23 protein-coding genes and 1 pseudogene are annotated in these 23,001 nt (G+C 64.4%); 13 read left to right on the top strand and 11 right to left on the bottom strand.

The genetic code is table 11. The annotated features are described in order from the left end of the window. The first annotated feature begins 178 nt into the window (after positions 1-178). Positions 179-256, top strand: a complete 78-nt coding sequence (locus ACZ60G_RS26555) for a Fic family protein (protein ID WP_465813390.1) — start codon at positions 179-181, stop codon at positions 254-256. Then, positions 256-765, top strand: a complete 510-nt coding sequence (locus ACZ60G_RS26550) for a Fic family protein (protein WP_465813295.1) — start codon at positions 256-258, stop codon at positions 763-765. Before ACZ60G_RS26555 ends, ACZ60G_RS26550 begins: the two co-directional genes overlap by 1 nt. Before the next feature lie 62 nt (positions 766-827). Here the strand turns inward: ACZ60G_RS26550 and ACZ60G_RS26545 are convergent, their stop codons facing one another. Then, positions 828-1,007 carry a hypothetical protein gene (locus tag ACZ60G_RS26545; protein ID WP_465813293.1) on the bottom strand — a complete coding sequence of 60 codons (180 nt, stop codon included), beginning with the start codon at positions 1,005-1,007 and terminating at the stop codon, positions 828-830. 171 nt (positions 1,008-1,178) lie between these two features. Here ACZ60G_RS26545 and ACZ60G_RS26540 point away from each other — a divergent pair, with 171 nt between their 5' ends. Beyond that, a complete protein-coding gene (locus ACZ60G_RS26540; protein WP_465813291.1) occupies positions 1,179-2,012 on the top strand; it encodes an RNA polymerase sigma factor SigF in 834 nt (277 codons plus the stop codon). Between the two features lie 234 nt (positions 2,013-2,246). Here the strand turns inward: ACZ60G_RS26540 and ACZ60G_RS26535 are convergent, their stop codons facing one another. Next, entirely contained in the window at positions 2,247-3,170 is a 924-nt protein-coding gene (locus ACZ60G_RS26535) for an esterase/lipase family protein (RefSeq protein ID WP_465813289.1), read from the bottom strand. Between the two features lie 248 nt (positions 3,171-3,418). Next, positions 3,419-5,149, bottom strand: a complete 1,731-nt coding sequence (locus ACZ60G_RS26530) for an enoyl-CoA hydratase-related protein (protein ID WP_465813287.1) — start codon at positions 5,147-5,149, stop codon at positions 3,419-3,421. Between the two features lie 155 nt (positions 5,150-5,304). Between ACZ60G_RS26530 and ACZ60G_RS26525 the strand changes: the two are divergent. From ACZ60G_RS26525 to ACZ60G_RS26515, 3 genes and pseudogenes are all read left to right on the top strand, one after another. Continuing rightward, positions 5,305-5,400, top strand: a pseudogene (locus ACZ60G_RS26525) (nitroreductase); the annotation flags it as partial. Between the two features lie 362 nt (positions 5,401-5,762). Then, positions 5,763-6,086, top strand: coding sequence for a putative quinol monooxygenase (locus ACZ60G_RS26520; RefSeq protein WP_465813285.1), 324 nt, complete (start codon positions 5,763-5,765; stop codon positions 6,084-6,086). Positions 6,087-6,304: 218 nt separating this feature from the next. Then, positions 6,305-6,616 (top strand): hypothetical protein, encoded by a 312-nt coding sequence (locus tag ACZ60G_RS26515; protein WP_465813283.1) that lies wholly within the window; start codon positions 6,305-6,307, stop codon positions 6,614-6,616. A gap of 210 nt (positions 6,617-6,826) precedes the next feature. On the opposite strand, the gene ACZ60G_RS26510 is transcribed toward ACZ60G_RS26515, so the two are convergent. Then, positions 6,827-8,161, bottom strand: a complete 1,335-nt coding sequence (locus ACZ60G_RS26510; protein WP_465813281.1) for an FAD-dependent oxidoreductase — start codon at positions 8,159-8,161, stop codon at positions 6,827-6,829. Between the two features lie 315 nt (positions 8,162-8,476). Here ACZ60G_RS26510 and ACZ60G_RS26505 point away from each other — a divergent pair, with 315 nt between their 5' ends. Next, positions 8,477-9,181: a DUF8020 domain-containing protein gene (locus ACZ60G_RS26505; RefSeq protein WP_465813279.1), complete on the top strand. Its 705-nt coding sequence runs from the start codon at positions 8,477-8,479 to the stop codon at positions 9,179-9,181. Positions 9,182-9,264: 83 nt separating this feature from the next. On the opposite strand, the gene ACZ60G_RS26500 is transcribed toward ACZ60G_RS26505, so the two are convergent. After that, positions 9,265-11,226, bottom strand: a complete 1,962-nt coding sequence (locus tag ACZ60G_RS26500; protein WP_465813277.1) for an oxidoreductase — start codon at positions 11,224-11,226, stop codon at positions 9,265-9,267. A gap of 86 nt (positions 11,227-11,312) precedes the next feature. Here ACZ60G_RS26500 and ACZ60G_RS26495 point away from each other — a divergent pair, with 86 nt between their 5' ends. From ACZ60G_RS26495 to ACZ60G_RS26470, 6 genes are read left to right on the top strand one after another with little or no spacing between them, the layout of a single operon-like run. Continuing rightward, complete coding sequence (locus ACZ60G_RS26495) at positions 11,313-12,002, top strand: alpha/beta fold hydrolase (protein WP_465813275.1); 690 nt, start codon at positions 11,313-11,315, stop codon at positions 12,000-12,002. Positions 12,003-12,010: 8 nt separating this feature from the next. Further along, a complete protein-coding gene (locus tag ACZ60G_RS26490; protein WP_465813273.1) occupies positions 12,011-13,048 on the top strand; it encodes an ABC transporter substrate-binding protein in 1,038 nt (345 codons plus the stop codon). 23 nt (positions 13,049-13,071) lie between these two features. Then, the gene (locus tag ACZ60G_RS26485) at positions 13,072-13,824 is read left to right on the top strand and encodes an SDR family NAD(P)-dependent oxidoreductase (RefSeq protein ID WP_465813271.1); all 753 of its coding nucleotides are present in this window, start codon (positions 13,072-13,074) and stop codon (positions 13,822-13,824) included. Positions 13,825-13,834: 10 nt separating this feature from the next. Next, entirely contained in the window at positions 13,835-14,998 is a 1,164-nt protein-coding gene (locus tag ACZ60G_RS26480; RefSeq protein WP_465813268.1) for an ABC transporter ATP-binding protein, read from the top strand. Beyond that, positions 14,998-16,689, top strand: a complete 1,692-nt coding sequence (locus ACZ60G_RS26475; RefSeq protein WP_465813388.1) for an ABC transporter permease — start codon at positions 14,998-15,000, stop codon at positions 16,687-16,689. The genes ACZ60G_RS26480 and ACZ60G_RS26475 overlap by 1 nt, the downstream gene beginning before the upstream one ends. 41 nt (positions 16,690-16,730) lie before the next feature. Further along, positions 16,731-17,495: an SDR family NAD(P)-dependent oxidoreductase gene (locus ACZ60G_RS26470; RefSeq protein ID WP_465813266.1), complete on the top strand. Its 765-nt coding sequence runs from the start codon at positions 16,731-16,733 to the stop codon at positions 17,493-17,495. Here the strand turns inward: ACZ60G_RS26470 and ACZ60G_RS26465 are convergent. The 6 genes from ACZ60G_RS26465 to ACZ60G_RS26440 form a co-directional block, all read right to left on the bottom strand. Beyond that, positions 17,465-18,511, bottom strand: a complete 1,047-nt coding sequence (locus ACZ60G_RS26465; RefSeq protein WP_465813264.1) for an MBL fold metallo-hydrolase — start codon at positions 18,509-18,511, stop codon at positions 17,465-17,467. The genes ACZ60G_RS26470 and ACZ60G_RS26465 overlap by 31 nt on opposite strands. After that, complete coding sequence (locus ACZ60G_RS26460; RefSeq protein ID WP_465813262.1) at positions 18,508-18,843, bottom strand: EthD domain-containing protein; 336 nt, start codon at positions 18,841-18,843, stop codon at positions 18,508-18,510. The genes ACZ60G_RS26465 and ACZ60G_RS26460 overlap by 4 nt, the downstream gene beginning before the upstream one ends. A 68-nt stretch (positions 18,844-18,911) precedes the next feature. Next, positions 18,912-19,535, bottom strand: coding sequence for a TetR/AcrR family transcriptional regulator (locus tag ACZ60G_RS26455; protein WP_465813260.1), 624 nt, complete (start codon positions 19,533-19,535; stop codon positions 18,912-18,914). Between the two features lie 45 nt (positions 19,536-19,580). Beyond that, a complete protein-coding gene (locus tag ACZ60G_RS26450) occupies positions 19,581-21,098 on the bottom strand; it encodes a class I adenylate-forming enzyme family protein (RefSeq protein WP_465813259.1) in 1,518 nt (505 codons plus the stop codon). Continuing rightward, complete coding sequence (locus tag ACZ60G_RS26445) at positions 21,095-22,213, bottom strand: NAD(P)-dependent alcohol dehydrogenase (RefSeq protein ID WP_465813257.1); 1,119 nt, start codon at positions 22,211-22,213, stop codon at positions 21,095-21,097. Before ACZ60G_RS26445 ends, ACZ60G_RS26450 begins: the two co-directional genes overlap by 4 nt. Beyond that, complete coding sequence (locus ACZ60G_RS26440) at positions 22,213-23,001, bottom strand: SDR family NAD(P)-dependent oxidoreductase (RefSeq protein ID WP_465813255.1); 789 nt, start codon at positions 22,999-23,001, stop codon at positions 22,213-22,215. Before ACZ60G_RS26440 ends, ACZ60G_RS26445 begins: the two co-directional genes overlap by 1 nt.

Below are 23,001 nucleotides of genomic sequence, written 5' to 3'. Positions count from 1 at the left end.
GTCCTCATATGCGCGACTGTTCAAGTGGTGGTCAGCGTATGCGTGGGCTGTGGCGTAGCCGAAGTGCGTTCCGTCCAGGTCGAACTGGCCGCGAGCTCCACGAGGACGAATTGCTGTACGCCGCAACGGAAGGTGGCTCAACGCCGATAGCGGCACACACCCGCTGGTGCGCGCGGCGATGGCGCATCCGCACCTCGTGTCCATCCACCCGTGGGCCGATGGCAACGGACGCATGTCGCGATCGCTGCAACACTGATGATCGCGCGGGAAGGTGTTCTGGCACCGGAGTTTTCGTCCATCGAGGCTCGGCTCGGCAGACCTGGTAACACCTGGGAGTACTACCAGGTCCTCGGCCGACGGGGTAGCACCTATCAGCCGGATCAGGATGTGTCGGAATGGATTCGGTTCAATCTGACCGCCTGCCACCAGCAGGCGCAAACGGTGCGCCCTCGCTGGGTACGGTCCGGCACGGTATGGGCGCTGCTCGAGGAGTACGTCGCGGGCATCCGCCTGGACGAAAGAGTTGTCAGCGCATTGCATGATGTCGCCATGTCGGGCCGGGTCCGCCGAACCCGCTACGAACAAGCAGAAGGCCTGAGTGTGCAACAGGCGCAACGCGATCTGCGCGATCTCGTTGCGCTCGGGGTGTTGGAGCCGGTCGGTCGCACTCGAGCACGCTTCTACACCGCCGGACCGAATTACCCGGGACGCGTATCAGAAGTCGCCGACACTCCGACCGTCCTCGACAATCCCTACGGGCGATAGCGCGGACCGCACGACGAGGCCGACTGGAATATGCGCTTCAGGATGAAGGCGCTGATGGGCGACTACACGCCGCGCGAGTGCACACTCTCTTTCGCCGCAATGGATTTCGACGAGGACCACCGCAGTACCGTGGCATAACCGTTCTCGATCGTGTCGATCAAGATCGCTGGCACGACCTCGGTCTCGGCCTTGTCGACGTCATCGTCGCACGCGGAATCATGGTGTGCCCCACCGTCAACCACGAAGCAATGGTCGCACGGGGCCGGCTCGTATGGACGGTGCGACGCGAACAGCTCATCGTGATGTTCGGCTACCGCGTGCTGCGGCGGTTGGCGCCCTTTGGTCACGTTTCGATTACGACAACTGGGGTACCCGACTGACATCGAACTTCATATGAAGTGAGGGAGACTCGGATGAGTAGAACGACATTTCCAAGCGAAGGAGCCCGACCGGCCGCCAGTGCCGGAGACAGCTACGACGACATCGAGCCATGGTTCGAGAAGCTGGCTGCGTTGGAGCCTGGGGACGCTCATCGGCAGGTCGTGCGTGAGGAGATCGTGCGTCGGTGTCTGCCCTTGGCCGACCACATCGCTCGCAAGTTCGCGGGCCGCGGTACGGAATTCGACGATTTGCAGCAGATCGCTCGGCTAGGGCTGGTGCAGGCGGTGGATCGCTTCGACGTCACGCGAGGCTGTTCGTTCCTGTCGTTCGCGGTGCCGACCGTCATGGGCGAGGTGCGTCGCCACTTCCGCGACCACACCTGGGCGCTGCGTGTCCCGCGCCGGGCCAAAGAACTACAGGCGCTGATTCGGCCGACCGTGGAGACGCTGGCGCAGCGGCTCAGCCGAATGCCGACCGCGCGGGAGATCGCCGCTGAGCTCGATCTCGAACTCGGGGAGGTCACTCAGGCGCTGGTCGCGGCCAATGCCTACCAGACCAACTCGCTCGACATCGGTGTGGGCGATAACGACGAAGGCACTCGCCTCTCGGTCATCGACACTCTCGGCGCCGTTGAGCCGTGCTACCGATTGTTGGAAGACGCGATGTCGGTGCGTCCGTTGATCGCTGCGCTTCCCGACGCCCAGCGTCGGGTGCTGATCATGCGTTTCTTCGAATCCAAGACTCAAAGCCAGATCGCCGCGCGCCTCGGCGTGTCCCAGATGCAGGTTTCCCGCATTCTCACCAAGACTCTGCAGACGCTGCGGGAGCAAGCGCTCGGAACGGACAGCCGCCGCGAAGTCGCCTGACATGCTCTGCCGCAGACGAGCGCTCGGTCGTCCGATCGAGAGTGCTGTCAACCCGAATGATCCACTCGCTGTTGCCATTTTGGTCAGCGCCGCGTGGTCGGAGCGCAGCAGGCATCTGTCATCGCGCGTGCACTCGATCCTTGCCGAATGCCACCGGCCGCGATCGTGGGCTTCCGGACCAGGGTCTCGAACCGGCCGTCGAATCCCTCGAACTGGATGACGAACATCCGTCTCTCAGAACTGCGGCCCGCTTCCACACTCCACCGGCACCGGCTGCCCCGGATCGAGCGCGTTCAGGATTATCGAGTCCACGCTGGGGTCGTATGCTAGGCCGCTGTGCCCGACCAGGTCGTCCGGGCACTGGTCCTGGACGACGATGTCGGTGACGCTGGGCTCGTCTATGGCCGCGGTGGAGGGCGGGGACACCATTGAGTCGTGCGCCGACACGATGGTGGTGTAGCGGATGCCGGTCCGGGCGATCGGGCCGTCGTGCAGTCGGGCCATCGCGGCCGAGCCGGGTGAGACGTCCTCGCAGATCCCGCATATCCCCGCGACCAGCCCCCGTAGCCCGAGCCTTGTCGCGTCGGCGACCAGTCCTCCGGTGATTCCGTTCGTGGGGGGTGCCAAGGCGACGACCGCGCCGATCTCCTCAGCCGCCGCGGGGTCGGTCTTGGCGAGGTAGAGCGAGACGAACGCGCCACCGGAATGCCCGACGAGGTCGACCTCGGCGGCGCCGGTTTCGGCACGCACCCTGTCGATGAAGGCCGATACCTGCGGCACCGACACCGACACCCCGGCGATGCCGCCGTCGAAGGCGTTGGTCCCGCCGTAATTCAGGGAGTACACGCAGTACCCGGCATTCGCCAGTTTCGGCCCGATGTGCGCGAAACCGTTGTACTGATTGGCGGGGAAGCCGTGCACGAGCACCACCGGCTGCGGATGGGTCGGCGACGGTGTGCATGGCACATTCACCCCGGGCGGCGATTGAGCGGGGTCCTGCCCGGACGTCACGAACCAGGCTTCGCGGGCGATCATCTCGGCGAAGGTCGCCTCCGGTTGCGGACCGGCGGCTGCGGCTGTGCTGGGCGCAACTGCGTTCGGTCCCAAGGCGATCAAGGTGGCGGCCAGGATGGGGCCGACGTATCCGCGTGTTCCCATATCGAGCTCCCAGGAACGAACGAACTTTTCTCTAAGTCTAGTCCTATAAAATCCCCGGATGCTGGTTCGGGGACCCCGCTACCGTCGCCGTCAGCACCCGTCCCCGCCTATCGCGGACCACGGTGAAAACACCAGCATCGCTCCACCGCCATGGCTGGACCGCCGGGCGGTGGATCAACGATGGCGTAGGAAATGAACCGATCCGTGAGACAAACGTCGGAATCATTCCGGTCAATGGCGACGGGAGTTCATGAGGTCTTGCTCATGCCGAGCGCGCCTTGCCCTGTCGAGGGTCGCGGAGAGGCTTTCTGCATGAATGCCCGCCTCTTCGCGGCGAAGCCGAGCGAGTCGTCGAACAGGTTTGCCGCCATCTCCGCCAGTTCCCGACACTCGTAGACCTCCAGTGGTCGGTGTCCGAGATCGCGGGCAAGGTGTGCGTGCTTGCGGCGGATGGTCTTCTCCCACAGTTCCGGCAGCGCGTATTCGTGGGCTAGCTCGTTGAGCCAGAGGTCGAACTCGATATCGGGGCCAACGTGGTCGACCAGACCGATATCCAGCGCCTGTGTCGTGTCGACGGGCTCGCATTCGGTGAGCAGGCGGTGTGCTGTGGCCGCTCCCACACGTCGTGGCAACGTGAGTGAGTGCAGTTCGGAACCACGCAATCCCATCGTGGCGTAATGCACGTCGAGGACGGCACGACCGATCGCGACGACGACGTCGCCGGCTTGCGTCATCACCGCACCGCCCGCACCGCAGGATCCGGTGATGGCGACGAGGGTCAGCTTGGGGCACAGCAGAAGTTCCTTGCACACTTCGTTGAGGGCGACGATGTTTTGCCAAGCCGCATTGGCGGGGTTATCGGCGCACTCGATGGCGCCGAGGTGTAGTCCGTTGCTGAACGTCTTCCCGGTCTCACCGCGCACCACCAGTACGCGACCGTCGCGCAGCGACACGGCGCGGATCGCACGCGCCAGCCGTCGACACAGATCTGTGGACATTGCGCCGTTGTAAGTGCGGAAGGTGAGCTCACCGACCTGTTCGTCGATCGATCGGTAGGCGATGTCTTCGAATACTTCTGGTGTGGCTGACGCCGGAGCCTGTCCCGCAATGGGCGAAAGTGAGCGGGCCGAGACCCCGGCTCGGTCCAGGACCGAGACAGCGGGTGCTTTACACGACCAGCGGTCGCCGAGGTCGACTCGCAGGTGCCCTATCCAGATACTCTTGCCGTCGCCGCATGCGATTTCCACCGCGTGATGTCGTCGTCCGACCACCGTTCCCGCTGATGCGAGGACGTCCCTGTGTCCTGGATGGGCGTCGTAGAGATATACCGAGCGATCAGCGATGTGTGAACGCACTCCGGGAGATCCATCGGCGGCGAGGATGCGTCGCCGAATCAGCTCGGAATCGTCTCGCCAATCGAACGCGCGGTCGGACTGACGCATCCTCGGCCGGGTTCGTGCGTGCGCGATCGGGCGATGCGCGTCAGCTTGGTCGGTGGGCCGGTACGTGGGGTCGGCGGCTTTGTCGGCGACCTCCACGATGCATTGAACAGCGGCATCGGAGATGATCGAGCGATAGATGTCGGACTTTCTCTGGCCTTGTGGGAGCGCGACAGTTCGTGCGGCCCAGAGTGGCCCAGCGTCCATGACATCGGTGGCTGTCACCGCGATCACGCCCCACACGGGTTCCTGATCAGTGATGGCCCAGTCCAGGCTGCTGGGGCCTCGGTCGCCGACCGGTCCCGGATGGATGACGACCACTTTCGGCCACCAGCGGCGAGTTACCCAGTCGGGTATGCGTGCGGTCAGGTACGGGCAGATGATGAGGTCGAAGTCGGTTTTCGCGACGACTTCTCCGATGTCGTCGCTGTCAGCGACCGTCGCGGTGCGCACTGTGTTCCCGCTGCGTTGCAGGACGAGCCGCGCGCGACGGCACAGCCCGTTGTCAGTGCTGCACAGTAGAAGAATCCGCAGTCCCATCCCAGCTCCTGTGATAAGAAAGCGCACCAATTGTGTTGCGGTAGCCTGCCGCGCTGTGGCCCGGGCCGGATAGTTCGGCTAGTGCGCGAAGTCTACGTGTTGACCGGATCATCGACTCGGTACACGGCGGAATGGCGCATCTCGTAGTCAGAGAATTAGTCTTCTGCGGCATGTCCATCGGGTTCGAGGACGTCACCGTAAGTGACGCCCGTACAGGCCGAGCGCCGCTCGACGAGACGGTCACGTTCGTCGACGGCCTGCGACGCGGCCCCTCCCCGGCTGATCAAGGCGCCGTTTCTTGCCCGGCCCGTGTAACCATTCATATGCCCGGCTGCAGTCAGCGCAAGTGCACACAGCACCGCTTATCGCGCGGCCAGCAGGCGAGATCGACTGCGGCCCAGGACTTCCGCCGCTGCCGGTGGCTGGGCACCGCTGTGACCGAGGGCAGTTGGGGGGTGCGCAGCTCAGTTGTGCTCGACGGTGCCGATTACCTGCCTGGTTCGGCCGTGCAACATCACCAGCCGTCCGACAATGGGTAGTTCGCGACGCGCACCGCCCGAACCCGCGCAGGGTTGGCGATGTCGTGTCAGCCCGACTCACCGAGGAGAGCGCAATGATCTTCATCGTCGTGAAGTTCAAAACCAAGCCCGAGTGGACCGACCGCTGGCTCGATCTCGTCACTCGATTCACCGCCGCCACCCGCGCCGAGGCGGGCAACCTCTGGTTCGAGTGGTCCCGCAGTGTTGATGACCCCAGCGAATTCGTTCTCGTGGAAGCCTTCCGCGACCAGGCCGCGGGTGCCGCCCACGTCGGCAGTGCCCACTTCGAGGCCGCGATGGACGAGTTGCCGCAGGCCCTCGAGTCGACCCCACGGATCATCAGCCAGACCATCGAGGCCACCGGCTGGTCGGAGATGGGCGAGATGACCGTCGAATGAACCCGATCGCATCACGCGGTCCGCACCATACTGGACGGGCTGTGTTTCATCATGTCTGGAAAGTGCGCGCCAGTGCTGTCGGATCCACGTTTGTTGGCAGGCCATGTCGGTGGACAAGGGTTCGGGCCGGTTGGGTCGCGAGGTGCAGAGCGCTTGCCGCCGATGCACACCAAAGGCATGATCGGTTCCGGAGGATTCTGGCGTGCCATGCTGGCGGGGTGAAGTCCGCGGCGACGGAGATACTCGACATCCTCGATCAGGTGATGGCGATCGTGCAGGCCGGCCCACAGGATATGAGCTGGCAATCTCGGTATGCGGATGCGGCGGAGCTCGTGGGCGATCTCACCGACCATTCCGAGCGGATTCGGCGAGGTGACACGAGTCGGTTGCCCGATCTGAGGTGCCTGTTCGTCGCGACCGGCCCGCTGTGTGAGATCGCGGCCAGCAGTGGGTGGTTGGCGGCTTACACGGTGTTGGGCAACCGGTTCGATCGGTCGTATGGGCGGTCGCGTCAGCGTGACGCCGAATGAACAGTCCGGTGTCGAACGTGGTTGTGGACGTGGCTGTTACAGCTCCTGATCGTGCCGCATCGCCGGACGGCCTTCAGGGGTGGCGGGTGCCGTCCTGCCGGGGCGGTTCGACGCGTACCAGCCCCGACTGGAAGGCGATTACCACGAGTTGGGCGCGGTTCTGGACGCTCGGTTTCGACATGGCGCGTTGGACGTGGGTGCGGACGGCGGTCAGTTAGCCGCGATGGCACAGTCGGCGGCCGCTCGGTCTGCCGCGGCAAGTCCGAATACGAGTGCGGCGGCGATTCCGCCGGTGTACGCACGGTCGTAGAGGCCGCCGGTATCGGCGCCCGCCGCGAAGAGTCCATTGATGGTTCCGCCACACGCGGCGAAGACCCTGCCGTGCCGGTCGATGCGAATGCCGTGGAACGGAAATGTCAGGGCGGGGCATACCTCGATGACGTAGTACGGGCCGTGGTGGAGCGGTCGCGCGTCGTAGGTGCGTGCGGGCCGCGCGCTCGCGCCCGCGTCATTTACGGCACGGATCTGTGCGGCAACGTCGACACCGTCGTAGCCCCATTCGGCGGGCAGATATGCGAGGTCGTCCAGGCTTTCGGCAACGCCACAACGTCCGCCGCGGCGTTGCGCCAGATCGAATTTGTCGAGCGCCTGCGCACCTTCGACGTAACTTCCGGTGATCCAGTCGCGGTAGACCCGCTCGTCGGCGACGAGTAGTCCTCGGGACTCGGGTTGGTCCAGCAACTCCATGGCGGTCAGGTGGTCGCCGACGGTTTCATCGGTGAACCGGCGATTGTGGAGGTTGAACAGCAAGGCGTGCTCGCTGTAGTACAACGACAGCGCGACGAAGTCGGACGGATCGCGGAACTCTACCCCCGTGGGAATGAGGTGGCCGTAGAAACCGGAGCGTTTCCTGCCTGTCGCGGCACCGGCGTCTTCGGCAAGCCGAAGTCCGTCTCCGACGCTGGTCGGATTGGACCGCAACTGCATGGCGCTCGCAGCGGGATGGATGTACTCGTCGACCAGCTCCGGATTCGCCTGGAACCCGCCGGTCGCGAGTATCGTTGCGCCAGCGCGAATCTCGCGGTCGGTACCGTCCGGAAGTCGTACCCGAGCGCCGACGACGGAACCGTCCTCGGTGAGCAGGGCCCGAGTGTCGGTCTCTGTGAGCAGCTCGCCCTCGGCGCGGATCCGACGGCGGCATTCGTCGATGTACCGGTTGGTGTCGAATTGATGGCCGGAACCGTAGCGCAGGACGGTAACCGCATCCGCGCATTGGACGCCGAGCGACCGGATCCAGGCGATACCAGGGCCGAACCCGTCGACGAGTGCGCGGCGCAGCTCGATATCGCCGCGGGGGTTGACCTCGTCCATGATCGCGTGGGAGGGGGCCGTCCAGGCGTATCCCGCGAATTGCGCCGATCCGCCTACCGCGGTTGCCTTTTCGACGACGATCACCGAATTGCCCAGATGCAGTGCTCTGGCTGCCGCGGTGAGCCCTGCCATCCCGCCGCCGATGACAAGTACGTCCGTGTGGATCTCCGGCATTCGATGCTCCTCACGCGTCGCGGTGCTGTCCAGCGTGCTGGTCACCCTAACTCTAAAACTGAAGTCAGTTCAAGTATGGATTTGCTTGTGAAGCAGATCACGATGCATGTACGGTGATGCCTGAACCGAGTTCAACTCAGTTTGGTTCGGCAGGGCGCCGGCGATAGGAACCTTGCCTTCGAGAGGAGCTTCGCGTGATCGAAGAAGTCGTGTCCGGCGTTCCGGTCGGACACGGTCCGGGTATTACTGCCTGATTTCAGAATCAGTAGGGATGCCGAATTGTTTCGACAAATGAAGAATCGATGAGGATTCACAATGAAATTCAAGAAGTTCGCGGTAACGGCTGCGCTCGCCACCACCGGGCTCGGTATCACCGCCGGGACAGTCCATGCCGCGCCCGCCTCCGGCCACGGTGACGTCGATTTCACGGCGTCGGCGACCGACCGGTCCACAATCATCACGACCAGCGCGGGAGCGATGGTTGTCGAGGACGGTGTCTTCAAGATCAAGGCGGCCGATGGCGCCACCCTGGCCGGTACCGAATTGCGGTTCCGTGTCGATGATTTCGAGTTCCCGATCGCGGCGGAGATCAACGACCGCACGGCGACCCTGAGCCCCCAATTCGACATGGCACACGCGACCTACAAGCCGGTCGCGTTGCCATATGAGGATCAGGCGCCTTGGAAGACCCAGTATGACCGTGAGCAGGCCGCCTGGGCGCGCCTGACCAGCACCATCAGCGCGGGTGCCACGATCGGCACACTGGTCGGCGGTCTGGTCGGCGGTGCGGCGGGCTGCGTACTCGGCGGCATCGCCGGAGCCACGGTCGCCGCGGCCACCATCGTCGGCTTGTTCGGCCCGTTCATTCCGGCCGCCGCCGTCGGTTGCCTGGGCGGCATCGTCGCCGTCGGCGCGCTCGGCACCCTGGCCGGTCAGATCCTGGTGACCGCGCCGGTCGCGATCGGTGCGGCGATCCAGTACTTCACCACCATCAACCAGCCGATGCCGGCCCCGAAGTAATTCGCCGAGTCGACAGTAAGCAACGGTCAAGCCCGCGCCCCGCTCGGATCCCTCGCCGAGCGGGGCGTGAGTAGGTATACGGGCTAACCCGATCGGACAGTCGTGTCCGTGATCGCCTGCGCCGCGGCGTACCCCTCCGCCACCGCGTGCGAGACCCGGCGTGGCACGACCGCATCCCCGATCACCTGCACTCGTGCTCGCGGAAGGGCCTGCTCGATGTCCTGCCAGTCAGAGGCGATTCTTTCTCCGACGGCAACAGCGTGTTCGCACGCAAGCTCGAATGTCCTGCCCGACAGGAGATGTCGGCAGTACGCTACGGTGCCTGCGCTGCTCGTTCGTATCTCTGTCACGGCCGCGTCGACGACGAACTCCACCGGGCTGCCGGCGAGGCGGTTCATCAGTTGGACCCGGCTCTCCGGTGGGATGGTGGCCGCAGATGCGGGTCCTGGGACCACCACGGTCACCTGTGCGGCGCCTGCTGCCAGCGCGGCTTCCAGCGCGCCGACGGTAAGCCATGAGCCGAAGCCGTCGTCGGCGATGACCACCCGATCTCCAGGTGATATCGCATGCCGATCGGCGATGAGGCCGGTCGAGGACAGCGCACCGGGCGTTGGTAGCTCAGTAGCGCCGGTCGCGATGATGACCTCATCGAAATCGCCCAGTTCATGGGGTGTTACGCAGTGTCCGAGTCGCACATCGGCGTTGCCGAGATTGTCTGTGTAGAACCGCAGTAACTTCGACCAGCCCGCCCGGTTGGGCGCCTGCGCCGCCACGGCCAGCTGCCCACCGATCCGCTCGTGCGCCTCGAACAGTGTCACGTCGTGCGTCGCGGTGAGTTGGAGTGTGGCCTCCAGGCCTGCCGGTCCGGCGCCCACCACCGCGACTCGCCGCGACGATGCCGTTGCCCTGCCGAACTGGACCGGCGATGCCGGGCGGGCGTCGTGGCCAGGCGGGGCCAGGGTCGGATTCACCGAGCAGAGCAGGACCGGAGTGAATGCGCGGCAGTCCTCATTGCAGGAAACGCATGGCCGGATCTGAGAGTCATTGCCCCGCAGAAACTTCAGCGGTAATTGCGGATCGGCGATGAGCGGCCGGGCGAGCCCGATCATATCGGCTCCGGCGGCCAACGCGGATTCGATGTCCGCCCTGGAGCGAAACGCCTGCGACACCAGCAACGGCCGCGCCGATGCCGCGCGCAGCCTCCGCACATGCGTAAGCAGCGGCGGCTCGGAGGTCGCCATATCGCGCACATATGTCGTGCGCACCCCTGCGGTCACATTCACATAGTCGAATATGTCGAGCAAGGGCATCAGCTCGCACAGTCCGTCCAGGTCTAGACCAGCCTCCTCCGCACCATCGATCGAAACGCGCACCCCGAGAGCCACTTCCGGGCAAGACGCCTTGATCTCGGCATGCAGCCGGTGCAGAACCCGCACCCGCCCCGCAACGGTGCCGGACTCGGCCCGGACGTTGGAAGAGGGCGAAAGGAATTGGGCAAGCAAATAGCCATGGGCTGCATGCAGTTCGATCGCGGGGAACCCCGCTTCGACAGCATGGCGGGAACTGACGACAAAACTCGCGATCATTCGATCGACGTCGGCGTCGGTCATTGTCCTGGCGCGCACCGGCTCTCGCGGCGATCTGATGCTCGACGGCGCGATCGGATGCTCCCAGATCTCGGCACCGAGTGTTTCGCGTCCGAGGTGCACGAGCTGGCATACCGGAACGGCACCTTCGCTACTGATCGCGGTCGCGCGCGCCCGCAGCCCGCTGATCGCCTCGGGCCGCCATGCCTCGGTGATATTGCCGATTCGATTCGCCGACTCCGGACTCACGACCGTGCCACCCGCGATCACCATCGCTGCCCCGCCTGCGGCGCAGCGTCGCCAGTACTCCGCGTCGCCGGGCTGTGCCATGCCGCCGACGACCACCCCGGATCCGTGCGCGGTGGCGACCAGACGGTTCCGCAGCCGTACTGCACCGATCCGCAGGGGCTGGGATGCGTGGCGGCGAGCGGGCACAGGATCTTCTTGAACTGGATTCACTTCATGAGTTTGACTCCATGTGATTGACACCACAAGGGCCTGCGGATAGATTCTCAAACTGAGATCAGTTCAGTTTCGGAGGTTCGATGTCATTTTTGCTCGTGCACGGAGCGGGTATGGCCGCCTCCTGCTGGGATCACTTGCTGCCGTTGCTCGCTGGGCCGACGATCGCCGTCGATCTGCCCGGCCGCGGAAAGCGGTCCAACCGCGACATCCGCGGCGTAACCCTCGACGACTGTGCTGCGGCGATCGTCGAGGACGCGGCCGATCTCACCGACATCGTGATGGTCGCGCATTCGTTCGCCGGAGTTTCGGTTCCGCGGGTGCTACCGGAGCTGGCGGGTCGCATAGCGCACGTCGTGTTTCTGTCCGCCGTCGTGCCGCCGCACGGGACACGCGTGCTCGACCAGATCGATCCGGCTGTCCAGGCCGCGGTGAAGCAGTCGATCGTCGGCGGGGTTTATCACCAGGACCGCTCTGCTGCGATTGCCATGTTGTGCAATGACATGTCACCCGAGCAGACGGAATGGACTGCCGATCAGGTCATCGATGATTCGGCGGCATTGCTCGAGGAAGCGGTAGATCTTTCGGGCCTGTCAGCCGACCTACCGCGAACCTATGTTCGCCTCACCAAAGATGCGTGCTATTCGCCGGATCTGCAATCGCGTTCCGCCGACCTCGTCGGCGGAAGCACCCGATTTCTCGAATCGGGCCATATGCCGATGGTCTCGATCCCGAACGATCTGGCCGCTCTTCTCGATCAGGTAAGGAAATAGATCCCGTCATGAAATCTCTGACCAAGGCGGTCGCGGCTCTCGCGATTGTCGCCTCGACATTCGGCCTGGCAGCCTGCGGCGGGAATTCGTCCGCCTCGAAGCCCGTCGATGGGAGCTGGGAGGACGTGGTCGCCGCGGCCAACGGGGAGGGCGCCGTGATGCTCTACTCGAGCCAGAAGCCGGCCAACCTCGAAGCCCTGAAAACCGCATTCCAGGCAAAGTATCCGCGGATCAAGCTGGACTTCGTGCGCGGCACCGATGCCGACATCAATCCGCGGGTAGAGACCGAGAAGAAGACCGGGAAGGGCACCGCCGATGTGCACATGCTGACCGATGCGTCGTGGATTACCAATGGCGCGAAATCGGGGGTGTACTCCACCGACCTGGTCGGGCCGGATCTGAAGGCTCCCGAGTATCAGCCGGACAAGAGTGTGCTCAACAACCGGTTCTTTCTGACGAGCGCGGCAGTTTTCGCGCTGGGCTGGAATACCGGTGCGGTCCCTAACGGCCTGAAATCTCCCCAAGACGTGGTGAATCCCGCCTATCGGGGCAAGATCGGAATCGTCAATCCTTCCGGCATCGCCTCCTACGTCGATCTGTACCGGTACTACGCGCGTACCTACGGCGAGGACTACTGGAAGCAACTCGCCGCCCTGAAGCCACGGATCTACCCGAGCGCTCTGGGTGTCGCCCAGGCGCTGACCTCCGGTGAAATCGTTGTGACGCCTTCGGTTCAGCCTTTGGTGACCGAAGTGGCCGCAGGGGCGCCGGTCAATTGGGCTCTGCCGGCCTCGCCGTGGGGCACCCCCTGGTACAGCCAGGTGACGAGTGTGGCACCGCATCCCAATGCCGCGCAGGTACTGGCGAATTTCATGGTCACCCGTGAAGGACAGGCAGCGCTCAACGGGGGATACGCGGCGGCGTTGGCCGATGTACCCGGCGCGGTAGCTCGAGCTCAGGACATCGCCGCACCGGACACCGGTGATCTGACACCCGAGAAGATCGAGAAGTACTCCCAAGAGTGGTCACAACTTTTCCAGAGCTGACAGTGGACGGGAGTACTGCATTGATGCGCGGAGTCAACGTATTGGTCACCGGTGCGTCCGGCGGAATCGGCGGCGCCACCGCCGAACTGTTCGCGAGCAAGGGCGCGACGGTGTATCTCACCGATGTCGACGACGCGGCGGGGGAGCGCCGCGCACACGAACTGGGGCCGACAGCGCATTACCGTCGGCTCGATGTGACTGCCGAATCCGATTGGCAGGCGGTCACTTCCGATATGGATCGCGCGGGACACCCCCTCCAGGTGCTGGTGAACAGCGCCGGAGCAGCGATGAAAGCGCCACTGACGCAAACTACGCTGCAGCAGTTCCGCAGGATGATCGACCTCAATCTGGTCGGCACATTCCTCGGACTGCAAGCGGCCGCCGCGGCGATGGTCGCGGGTGGGTCGGTCATCAACATCTCGTCGCTGCGGGGAGTGCTCGCGACCGCCGAACTCGGCGCCTACGGCGCGTCGAAATTCGGTGTCCGCGCCCTGAGCAAGGTCGCGGCACTGGAACTGGCCGATCGTGGGGTCCGTGTCAACACGGTGTGCCCGGGCAGCATCGACACCGAGATCACCGCGGTTCCCGACTTCGCCGCAGACGATGTCGAAGCCTATGTGCAGAGCATCCCCATGAAGCGACGTGGCAGCCCGATGGAGGTCGCGAAGGCGATCTTGTTCCTTGCCGGTGACGACAGCAGCTATGTCACCGGGATCGACTTGCTGGTCGATGGCGGCATCGCCGCCGGAGTCCGCACCCCAAAGAAGCAGACCTAGAAGGCATGAGATGAGCTCGCAGTTCACAGTTTCCGGTCTCACCAAGACCTATGGATCGAATGTCGTCGTCGACCGGCTCGACCTCGCGATCGAGGAAGGCGAACTCCTCGTACTACTCGGCCCGAGTGGCTGCGGCAAGACAACCACCCTGCGCTGCCTCGCCGGATTGGAGACGCCCCAGGATGGTTCGATCACTTTCAAGGACCGGCGCGTCTTCGACGCCGAGGCGAAGCTGAATGTGCCTGTCCACAAACGGAATATCGGAATGGTGTTCCAGTCGTACGCGCTGTGGCCACATATGACCGTGCGCAAGAACATTCGATATCCGCTGCAGGTCCGCAAATTGCGGAAGGAGATCGCCGGCGGAGCCGTCGAAAGTGCCGCTGCCATGGTCGATTGCACAGAGCTGCTCGACCGGTACCCGGCGCAGCTCAGTGGTGGACAGCAACAGCGCGTCGCGGTTGCCCGTGGTCTGGTGGCCCGGCCCGATCTGGTGCTCTTCGATGAACCGTTGAGCAACCTGGATGCCAGATTGCGGGATCAGGTTCGTACCCAAATCCATCAGCTGCATCGAAGTCTCGGATTCACAGCGGTTTTCGTCACTCACGACCAAGCCGAGGCATTTGCCCTCGGTGACCGCGTCGCCATTATGAAGGCAGGCAAGATCGAACAGTACGATGCGCCCGAGCAGGTTTTCGAGCATCCTGTGTCGGAGTATGTTGCCGCGTTCATCGGTATGGCCAACCGGCTGGAACTTCGCCGCGGTCCCGGTGGTTGGATCACCTCGGCCGGTGACGATATCGACCTGACGCGCGCGGTGGTGCGCGGACGAGCCGATGAAGGCACGTCCGCAGTCGCGCGGCTACGTCCCGACGATGTCGTGGTGCATTCGTCGATCGACGAAGTGCCGCCGGGCGATGTGGCACTGCATGCCGAGTTGGTGGCATATGAATACGGCGGTCGCCACTTCGACGTGACCGTTCGCACAGGTGGCGAACAGCTCGCGATGCGGGTCGACGCGGCCGCCCATGGCGCCACCTTGCGGCGAAGCCGTCCCGGAGATCCCATGATCGTCAGTTTCTCCCCGGCGAGCTTGCGTGTATTCGCACACTCGGACGGTGCCCACGCCGATATGCCGGTGCTCGCGACGGCGAGCGTGGGAGGGCAGTCGTGATGGCCACGGTCACCGCCACCCGGTCCCTTGCGATACCCGCGCACTTGCGGGCCAGAATCGGATACCTGGCCTTACTCGCAGTTCTCGCCTATCTGGTCGTATTGCCGATGATCCGGCTGCAATCGCTGGCTTTCGAAAACGGCGCGCAGGGTTATCGAAACCAATACGGGCGCTTCGATATCGCGGAAACGATCGGGACCACCATCGCTCTGGCCCTCGGATCGCTCGTGATCGCGATGGTGCTCGGAACGGTGCTGGCGTTCGCGGCGAGCCGGCTGCCGGACCGACTCGGCTTCCTGCGGATCATTCCGATCCTGCCGATCGTGATGCCTGCGGTCGCCAACGTCGTCGGCTGGGCCTTTCTGCTGTCGCCGGGGCCCGGCTACTTGAATCTGGTGCTCAGGAAGTTGCCGTGGTGGAGCGGATCAGATACCGGACCGATCGACGTCTACACCGTTCCGTGGATCATCATTCTCACCGCGTTCGGGCTGACGTCATTCGTCTACCTTTTCGTCAGCGCGGGCATGCAGAACATCAGCTCGGAACATCTCGAGGCCGCACAGGTGAGCGGGTCGTCCACGCTCGGGGTGTTCTTCCGGGTGGTGCTCCCATTGCTGCGCCCATCGCTGATCTACGGCGGCGGAATCGCATTGTTGCTCGGGCTCGGCCAATTCACCGGTCCACTGCTGCTGGGCCAGAACAGTGGCGTCAAGGTGCTCACCACCGAGATGTACCGTCGAGTGTCCGAATCACCGTCGGACTTCGCCGCTGCCGCTGCGGCGGGTTCGCCACTGGTGATCTTCGGGCTCATCTTGGTGCTGATCCAGAAGGCCTTGCTGGGCAACCAGACTCGCTTCGTTACGCACGGCGGTAAGGCGTTCGCGCCATCCACCGGCCGCGCTACCTGGGCCGTGGTGACGATCGCCGGCTTCGCGTTGTTCGCCCTCGTCATCCCCTTGGTCGGGTTGATCATCGTGTCCTCGACGCGGTACTGGTCGGGATCCCTGTCGTGGAACCTGTTCACGCTCGACAATTTCCGGGAGTTGGCGTCTACGGACGCGATCGTCGAATCGGTCATCACCAGTGTGCTGACATCGCTCGGCGCGGTGGTGATCTGCGTACCCATCGGCTACGTGATGGCCAACCTGTTGGTACGCGGCCGACGCTACAAAATACTGGCGCTCATCGGTGATTTCGTCACGGCATTGCCGCTCGGCATCCCGGCGGTGATCTTCGGCGTCGGTTTCTTGCTCACCTATACCGAGCCGCCGCTGATTCTGTACGGCACGCGAACAGTGATCGTCCTCGTTTACGTCGTACTGATGTTGCCGTTCGCGACGCGCATGCAGATGACCGCGATGCTGTCTCTCGGCAACACGTATACCGAGGCGTCGGCGACCAGCGGAGCATCACCATTCGTCACGAACACGCGGATCATGCTGCCGTTGATGCGTCCCACCATCCTCAGTGCGGTCGCGTTGATGTTCATTCTACTGACGCACGAATTCGCGGCATCGCTATTGGTGCGTGCGTCGACCACCCAGGTGATGGGGACTCTGCTGTTCGATATGTGGCAGAACGGTTCCTACCCGCTGGTCGCGGCGATGGCCTTGCTCATGACAGCGGTCACCACGATCGGCGTCGCACTCGCCATGTTGGTCGGCGGTCGCAACGTACTCGGCAAGCTCTGACCGTCGGAGCCCAGCTCCGACTTCGAAAGGACTGCACAGCAATGACTCTCGGTGTTTCGAGGCTCGACGGCAAGGTCGTGTTGGTGACCGGTTCGACCGGGGGAATCGGAGTCGAAATCGTGCGCCGCTTGGCCGACGAGGGGGCGTCGGTCGTGGTGACCGACGTCGACGTCGAGGCGTGCGAGAAGCTGACCGCCGGTCTGGAACACGGTGAACGGCATCAGGTTCTGGGATTGGACATCGCGCAAGAGGCCGAGTGGCAGCAGGTGGTGTCCGCGGTCTCCGAACGCTTCTCAGGTCTGGATGCCGTGGTCAACAACGGTGCCATCGGCAGCCTGGCGTCGGTAGTCGATGAGGATTTGAATCGATACAACCGGGTGATCGAGGTGAGTCAGACCGGCACCTGGCTGGGCATGAAGTATGCGGGCGCGCTGATCGAGCGGACCGGCGGCGGATCGATCGTCAATATCTGCTCGATCCTCGGTACCGTCGGCGGCCTAGGCAACAGCGTGGCCTACGCGGCGGCGAAGGGTGCCGTGCGCAGTATGACGAAGAACGCCGCATTGCATTGGGCGACAAAGGGAGTGCGAGTCAACTCGATCCATCCGGGGTTCATCGAAACGTCACAGCTGCTCGAACGATACGAGGGCACCGAACGACACCAGGCGATGGTCGCGAACACGCCGATGGGCAGACTCGGTCGCGCCGAAGAGGTCGCCGCCGCCGTCGCATTCCTGGCGGGTGATGATTCGACCTTCATCACCGGCACCGAACTCTATGTCGACGGTGGTTGGACCTGCGCCTGACCGGCCACCCGGAAGGCCATAACGCCGTCCGCATCCTTCGTGGACAACACATTTCGGGCGACCAGGACGTCGAGGTGCGCCATCGTCTCGCACGTCGCGACCATCTGATTGAAGTCGTCGAGCGTGCCGAACGCGCGCTCGCGCCGCGTCCAGGTCAACGCTCGGGCCACCGCCACGCCGCTGCACGGCCCCAGATCGCCGACGACAGTGACGATTTGCTCGAACCGGTGGTCGTGATGGGCGAGAAGTTCGCGCGCGCGTTGCCCGACGCTGCCTCCGGTGGGACCGTGCGCGGGCAACATCTTCTGCTCGTCATCGTGCTGCAGCAACGCCAATGACCGGAGAAAGTTGTCCAATGGTAGTTCCCATGGGCCCAATTCGAATCCGATGGATGGGGTGATCGCGGGCAGGACGTGGTCTCCGGTGAAGACCAGGCCCCGCTCGCGATCCTGAAAGATCATGTGGCCCTTGGTATGTCCTGGCGTGGCCACCGCATGCAGATCGAGCCCGGCGATGGTCAGCGCGCCCGGTCGCAGCCAGTGGTCGGGCTGTTCCCAGTCGGCAAGGTCGAACGGTTCGGCGCTGCCCGCCGCATGAGCTCGTCGCGCGATATCGTCCGCGCCGGCCCGCCGCAGTTCTCGCAGCGAACTGTCGGGGATGTTGCTGTTCAGTTGGTGGATGGCGTTGAGTCCGCCGGCTTCATCGGCGCCGAGATGAACTCGACAGCCGTGCCGACGACGCAGTTCGATGGCGAAGGTGTAGTGGTCGCGGTGGATATGGGTGACGAAGACATCGTGAATATCGGCTGCCGACCGGCCGATTCGGGCCAATGCGTCGGAGAGTTCCTGGTAGGTGCCCGGCCGGTGCCAGCCGCCATCGATGAGTATGAGGCCGTCGTCGGATTCCAGCACGTACACGTTGACCGCGCGCAGGCCGTCCTGCGGCATCTGCAGCGGGATGCGGTGGATCCCTTCGGTTATCGGATAACACCCGGGTTCGGCCCATTCGGCGCTCATTCGGCCGCCGGGGCGAGCGGCACCATTGTCTGCTCCTCGCCGTACCAGATCATGCGACGTCCCCGCATGGTGCCTACGTTTTCGACGGCGGCCTTCCATTCCGGGCTCGCCAATGCGGCGTCGAGCGCCTCGCGGGATTCGAAACTCAGAATCGACAGACCGTCCCAGCCGGACGACTTCTCGTCGAAGGATTCGAGAAGTTCGGTGTGCTGCCAGCGCAGCAGGCCCGGCAGCGGGTAGGTCACCTCCGCGTGTTCACCCCGCCACCATTCGATGAACTGCTCATGGGTCCAATCGCCGGGACGCGAGGCGAGGACGATCAGGTTGTACATACGACTCCTAACTGAATTCTGTTCAGTTTCGGCGGGCGTGGAGATCCCCCTGCGTGGGAAGTTGGATCTCAGTTACGCACGATCCGTACTGCTGCTTCGGTGACCGACTCGGTGATCTGCGCGAGGGTGACGTTGCCCTTCGGTCGGTACCAGCGCCAGACGCTGATCACCAGGCCGAGGACCATTCGACCGAGCATGCGGGGATCGCCCGGAGTGAAGACGCCGGCCTCGATTCCGTCCGAGATCAGCCCGGTCCAATTCTGCTCGATCTGTCGCACGAGCTCGCGAGACCGCAGGCGTTCGGCCTCTTCTTTGGCCGACTGACGTGGGGCGGCAAGCAAATCCATATGGTTCTGCAGGATGCGGCGCTGTAGGGCATCGGTCGGCGAGGCGGTCAGGGCCGCGGCGACGGCGGAGCGCAGTGCTTGCTCCGGGTCGGCCTGGTCAGCGACCGCGGCGTTGAATCTTTCGGCCGAGTCGGCCAGTTCGATTCGCATGATTGTCAGCAGGCAGTGGGCCTTCGACTCGAAATAGTGGTAAAGCGCGGTCTGACCGATACCGACCTCGTCGGCGATCGACGCCCATTTGGTGTGCTCGTAACCGACTTTCCCGAACTGCTTGATGGCGGCGGTGAGGATTCCGCTTCGCTTCGAGCGCGCGCTTTCCCGGCGGACCTCCGAGTCAACGGTCATCAGCGTCTATACCCCCGCATTCGATGGTGTGGATTCGACATGACTCTACCGGAACTGAGGTGAACTCGGGTCAACTGCGGTGGCCAGCCGAGTCGCCAACCGCACCGCGTCGGGCCGGGACAACTTGCCGACGGTGTTCTGCGGCAGGTCTTGCACCGTGAACAGGTACTCGGGCCACTTCGACTTGGGAAGGTCCGCCGCCGCAAGTTGATCGGTGACACTGGCCAACGTCAGCGATTCGCCGTCGGTGACAACCAGCGCTGCCGCTCGTTCGCCGAGCATGGCATCGGGTACCGGGACCACGCACACCTGCACGACGCCCGGCACGTTCGCGATGGCGGATTCGAGTTCGTTGATATCGATATTGCGACCGCCTCGGATAATGATCTGCTTCTGGCGCCCGGTCACCCGGATCGATCCATCGATTGCGACCTCGACCAGATCGCCGGTCGGGAGGAAACCGTCGACGGTGAGCGTCGGGGAAATCGCGACGCCGCCTCGGGCGTAACCGACGAACAGGGACGGGCCCTGTACCTGCGCATCGCCGATCTCACCGGCGGCCACGGCGTTCCCAGCGGTGTCGACCGCCCGTACGACGGTGCCACGAAACGGTCGCCCGTCCCGGCCGAGCCTGATGGCGGGCGGATCGTCGAGTTGTGGCGTGGTATGTCCGAGACATTCGGACATACCGAAAACCCGCAGGAACGTGGTATCGAGCTTTTCCTCGGCCGCACGCAGCGCACGTTCGTTCATCGGACCGCCGCCGACGGTCATCGCTCGCAGGGCGGACAACATGCCTTCGGAGCCGTCGACCACCGACAGTTGCAGGGCCATGGTCGGAACCAGCATCGTCCAGGCGACGCGGTGCTCCACCATAGCCGCCAGCGCGGCGGCCGGTTCCCACTTGCCGATCGACACCATCGTGCCGCCGAGATAGGCAGGTAGGTACATGCCGAAACAGAAGGCGGCCACCGAAGACAGTGGCACGAAGGCTCCCACTGCCTCATCCGGCTCCAGTCGCACGGTGTCGATGGTGCACTGGCAGGCATAGCGGATGGCTTCTTCGGACTGCACAACACATTTGGGACGCCCGGTCGAGCCGGAGGTCATCGCGATGGCAGTGCCTGCGTGCCATCGATCCACCGAATCGAACGGGCCCGTTCGCGAGCGCAACACCCGCGCGTCGAAGGCGGTATCCCGAATCGGGAAGCGGTCGTCCCGCACACCCCAGCGCAGCAGCGAGTCAGGTGCCGCGACCACCAGATCCGGGGCGATGTCCTCGACAGCCAGTGCGAACTCGGATTCGGTGGCATGCGCGCCGAATACCGCGACTACACCACCACGCAGACCGACCGCCACGGCCGCCGCCACGGTGTGCCAGGTGTTGTCGGCCTGGATGAGGGCGGTGGGCGGGGCCGGATCGATGGACTCGATCCGCTCGGCCAGCGCTCGGGCCGCTGTCACGATCTTTTCGAGGGTGTGGCGACCGAATTCGTCCACGACCGCGATCTGCTCCGGCGTGCGCTGTGCCCGCTCGATCATTTCCTGCGCAAGTGTCTTCATCGCCCCACTTCTTTCACGACGCTCGATATCTGTCTACTCGCTTCCACGTGCTTCGGGGCCCGGCTCGTCGACAGCGGCGGCGGCACGAGTACCGCGCGCCCGGTGACGGTCCCGGCGCGCAGGCGTCGGTAGATCTCGACCGCGTCGCTCAGGGGATGCGTTTCGGCCTCGACCCGCAGTGCCCCGCTGATCGCCAACGCGACCACGGCCTCGAGGTCCGATCGGGTACCCCAGAACGGTGCGTCCACCTGCCACCCGGGGGCGAGGCCGGCACGTTTGCCCACGGCCAGGCGGCCGCCCGCACTGCCGACGACCGAGAATCGGCCCCCTGGTGCGAGCGCGTGCGCGGCCGACTGCATCGTGTCGGACGTGCCGACGAAATCGAGGATCAGGTCCGCGCCGCCGTCGAGTGCCGGGATCGCCGAGGCGAGATCGGCGAACGCCGCATCGCTGCCCAGCCGCAATGCGGCGGAGAGTGCTTCCGGACGGTTGTCGATGGCGAGGATGCGGCCGGCACCGAGGTAACGAAGGATCTGAATCGCCAGGTGACCGAGCCCGCCGACGCCGATCACGACACAGATCGCGGATTCGTCGATGACATCGGCGTGCCGGCGCACGGCGTGGTAGGCGGTCGCCCCTGCGTCCGCGAGGGGAGCGGCCAAGGCAGGTTCCAGATCGCCGGTCCGAACAAGGAATCGGGCCGAGGGAACAACCATGGCCTGTGCCAGACCGCCGTGGTAGCCGAGACCGTTGCCGATCGCCACGAGTCTGCCGTCGGTCCTCGGCCGCAGCGTCAGACAGTAGTTCTCCCGTCCACGCACACAATTGCGGCAGTGGCCACAGCCCCAGATGCCGTGTACCACAACGGGTTCGCCGAGCCAGGACTTATCCGCACCGGGACCAGTATCGATCACCGTGCCCGCGACTTCATGGCCGAGAGTGAGCGGCAGCGGATAGTCGAAACTCGATTCGGCGGCATCCATGACGTGCAGATCGGAGCGACACAACCCGGCTGCGGTGACTTGCAGCAAGAGCTCCTCACCACACGGCTCCGGAACGGCAACCGATCGCAGTTGTGGTTCGCTACCCCATTCGGTCAGTTGGACGGCCAGCATCAGCGAGCCGTCCAGCCGCCGTCGACGATGAGCGTCTGCCCGGTCATATAGGAAGACGCGTCGGAGGCCAGAAACAGGACCGCGCCGTCGATTTCACCGGCAGTGCCACCACGGCCGAGCATGGTGTTGCGGCGCACCCACCCCGCCGATTTCTCGTTGTCGAACAGGCCTTCGGTCATCTCGGTGTCGAACCAGCCGGGCACAACGGCGTTCACCCGGATCCCTTTGCGTCCCCACTGCCCGGCGAGTTCCCTGGTGAGTCCGAGTGTCCCGGCCTTGGATGCGGCGTAGCTCGCGCCGCCGATCGGTGCGGTCGAAACCAGACCGATCACCGAGGAGATATTGATATACGACGCGCGTTCGCCCTCGGGCAGTTGTGTCGCGGCATAGGTGGCGAGGTGAAATCCCGCCACCAGGTTGACTTCGAGGATCGATGCGAACTCGGCTACCGTTTCGTCTTCGGCATGCGGGGGACCGGGCTTGCCCGCGTTGTTGACCAGTACATCGAGCCGTCCGGACTGCTGATAGCACCTGTCGACCAACATTCGGCGGTCCTCGTCGGATGTCACATCACAACGAACGGGAATGATCCCTGGGTTATCCGCGGCCAGCGCCGCCAGCCGGTCGAGCCTGCGAGCCGCCGCGTACACGGTGGCCCCGGCCGCGGCGAGCGCGTTCGCGAAGCCCATCCCGAGGCCGGACGACGCGCCGGTGACGATGGCGACCCGGCCAGACAACCCGAAAAGGTTGTCCAGGGTGGTTCCGATGTCGGATCCGATGGCACTCAT

The sequence above is a fragment of the Nocardia sp. NPDC102475 genome (assembly GCF_055584605.1).
The sequence above is the reverse complement of the archived record's forward strand: the minus strand, read 5'-3'. Positions and strand labels throughout refer to the sequence as shown.

Bases quoted from the DNA above. Each gene is read 5' to 3' on its own strand.
- ACZ60G_RS26555 (WP_465813390.1), top strand. From the start codon at position 179: ATGGCGCATCCGCACCTCGTGTCCATCCACCCGTGGGCCGATGGCAAC.
- ACZ60G_RS26550 (WP_465813295.1), top strand. From the start codon at position 256: ATGATCGCGCGGGAAGGTGTTCTGGCACCGGAGTTTTCGTCCATCGAG.
- ACZ60G_RS26540 (WP_465813291.1), top strand. From the start codon at position 1,179: ATGAGTAGAACGACATTTCCAAGCGAAGGAGCCCGACCGGCCGCCAGT.
- ACZ60G_RS26535 (WP_465813289.1), bottom strand. From the start codon at position 3,170: ATGGGAACACGCGGATACGTCGGCCCCATCCTGGCCGCCACCTTGATC.
- ACZ60G_RS26530 (WP_465813287.1), bottom strand. From the start codon at position 5,149: ATGGGACTGCGGATTCTTCTACTGTGCAGCACTGACAACGGGCTGTGC.
- ACZ60G_RS26520 (WP_465813285.1), top strand. From the start codon at position 5,763: ATGATCTTCATCGTCGTGAAGTTCAAAACCAAGCCCGAGTGGACCGAC.
- ACZ60G_RS26510 (WP_465813281.1), bottom strand. From the start codon at position 8,161: ATGCCGGAGATCCACACGGACGTACTTGTCATCGGCGGCGGGATGGCA.
- ACZ60G_RS26505 (WP_465813279.1), top strand. From the start codon at position 8,477: ATGAAATTCAAGAAGTTCGCGGTAACGGCTGCGCTCGCCACCACCGGG.
- ACZ60G_RS26495 (WP_465813275.1), top strand. From the start codon at position 11,313: ATGTCATTTTTGCTCGTGCACGGAGCGGGTATGGCCGCCTCCTGCTGG.
- ACZ60G_RS26490 (WP_465813273.1), top strand. From the start codon at position 12,011: ATGAAATCTCTGACCAAGGCGGTCGCGGCTCTCGCGATTGTCGCCTCG.
- ACZ60G_RS26485 (WP_465813271.1), top strand. From the start codon at position 13,072: ATGCGCGGAGTCAACGTATTGGTCACCGGTGCGTCCGGCGGAATCGGC.
- ACZ60G_RS26480 (WP_465813268.1), top strand. From the start codon at position 13,835: ATGAGCTCGCAGTTCACAGTTTCCGGTCTCACCAAGACCTATGGATCG.
- ACZ60G_RS26475 (WP_465813388.1), top strand. From the start codon at position 14,998: ATGGCCACGGTCACCGCCACCCGGTCCCTTGCGATACCCGCGCACTTG.
- ACZ60G_RS26470 (WP_465813266.1), top strand. From the start codon at position 16,731: ATGACTCTCGGTGTTTCGAGGCTCGACGGCAAGGTCGTGTTGGTGACC.
- ACZ60G_RS26465 (WP_465813264.1), bottom strand. From the start codon at position 18,511: ATGAGCGCCGAATGGGCCGAACCCGGGTGTTATCCGATAACCGAAGGG.
- ACZ60G_RS26460 (WP_465813262.1), bottom strand. From the start codon at position 18,843: ATGTACAACCTGATCGTCCTCGCCTCGCGTCCCGGCGATTGGACCCAT.
- ACZ60G_RS26455 (WP_465813260.1), bottom strand. From the start codon at position 19,535: ATGACCGTTGACTCGGAGGTCCGCCGGGAAAGCGCGCGCTCGAAGCGA.
- ACZ60G_RS26450 (WP_465813259.1), bottom strand. From the start codon at position 21,098: ATGAAGACACTTGCGCAGGAAATGATCGAGCGGGCACAGCGCACGCCG.
- ACZ60G_RS26445 (WP_465813257.1), bottom strand. From the start codon at position 22,213: ATGCTGGCCGTCCAACTGACCGAATGGGGTAGCGAACCACAACTGCGA.
- ACZ60G_RS26440 (WP_465813255.1), bottom strand. From the start codon at position 23,001: ATGAGTGCCATCGGATCCGACATCGGAACCACCCTGGACAACCTTTTC.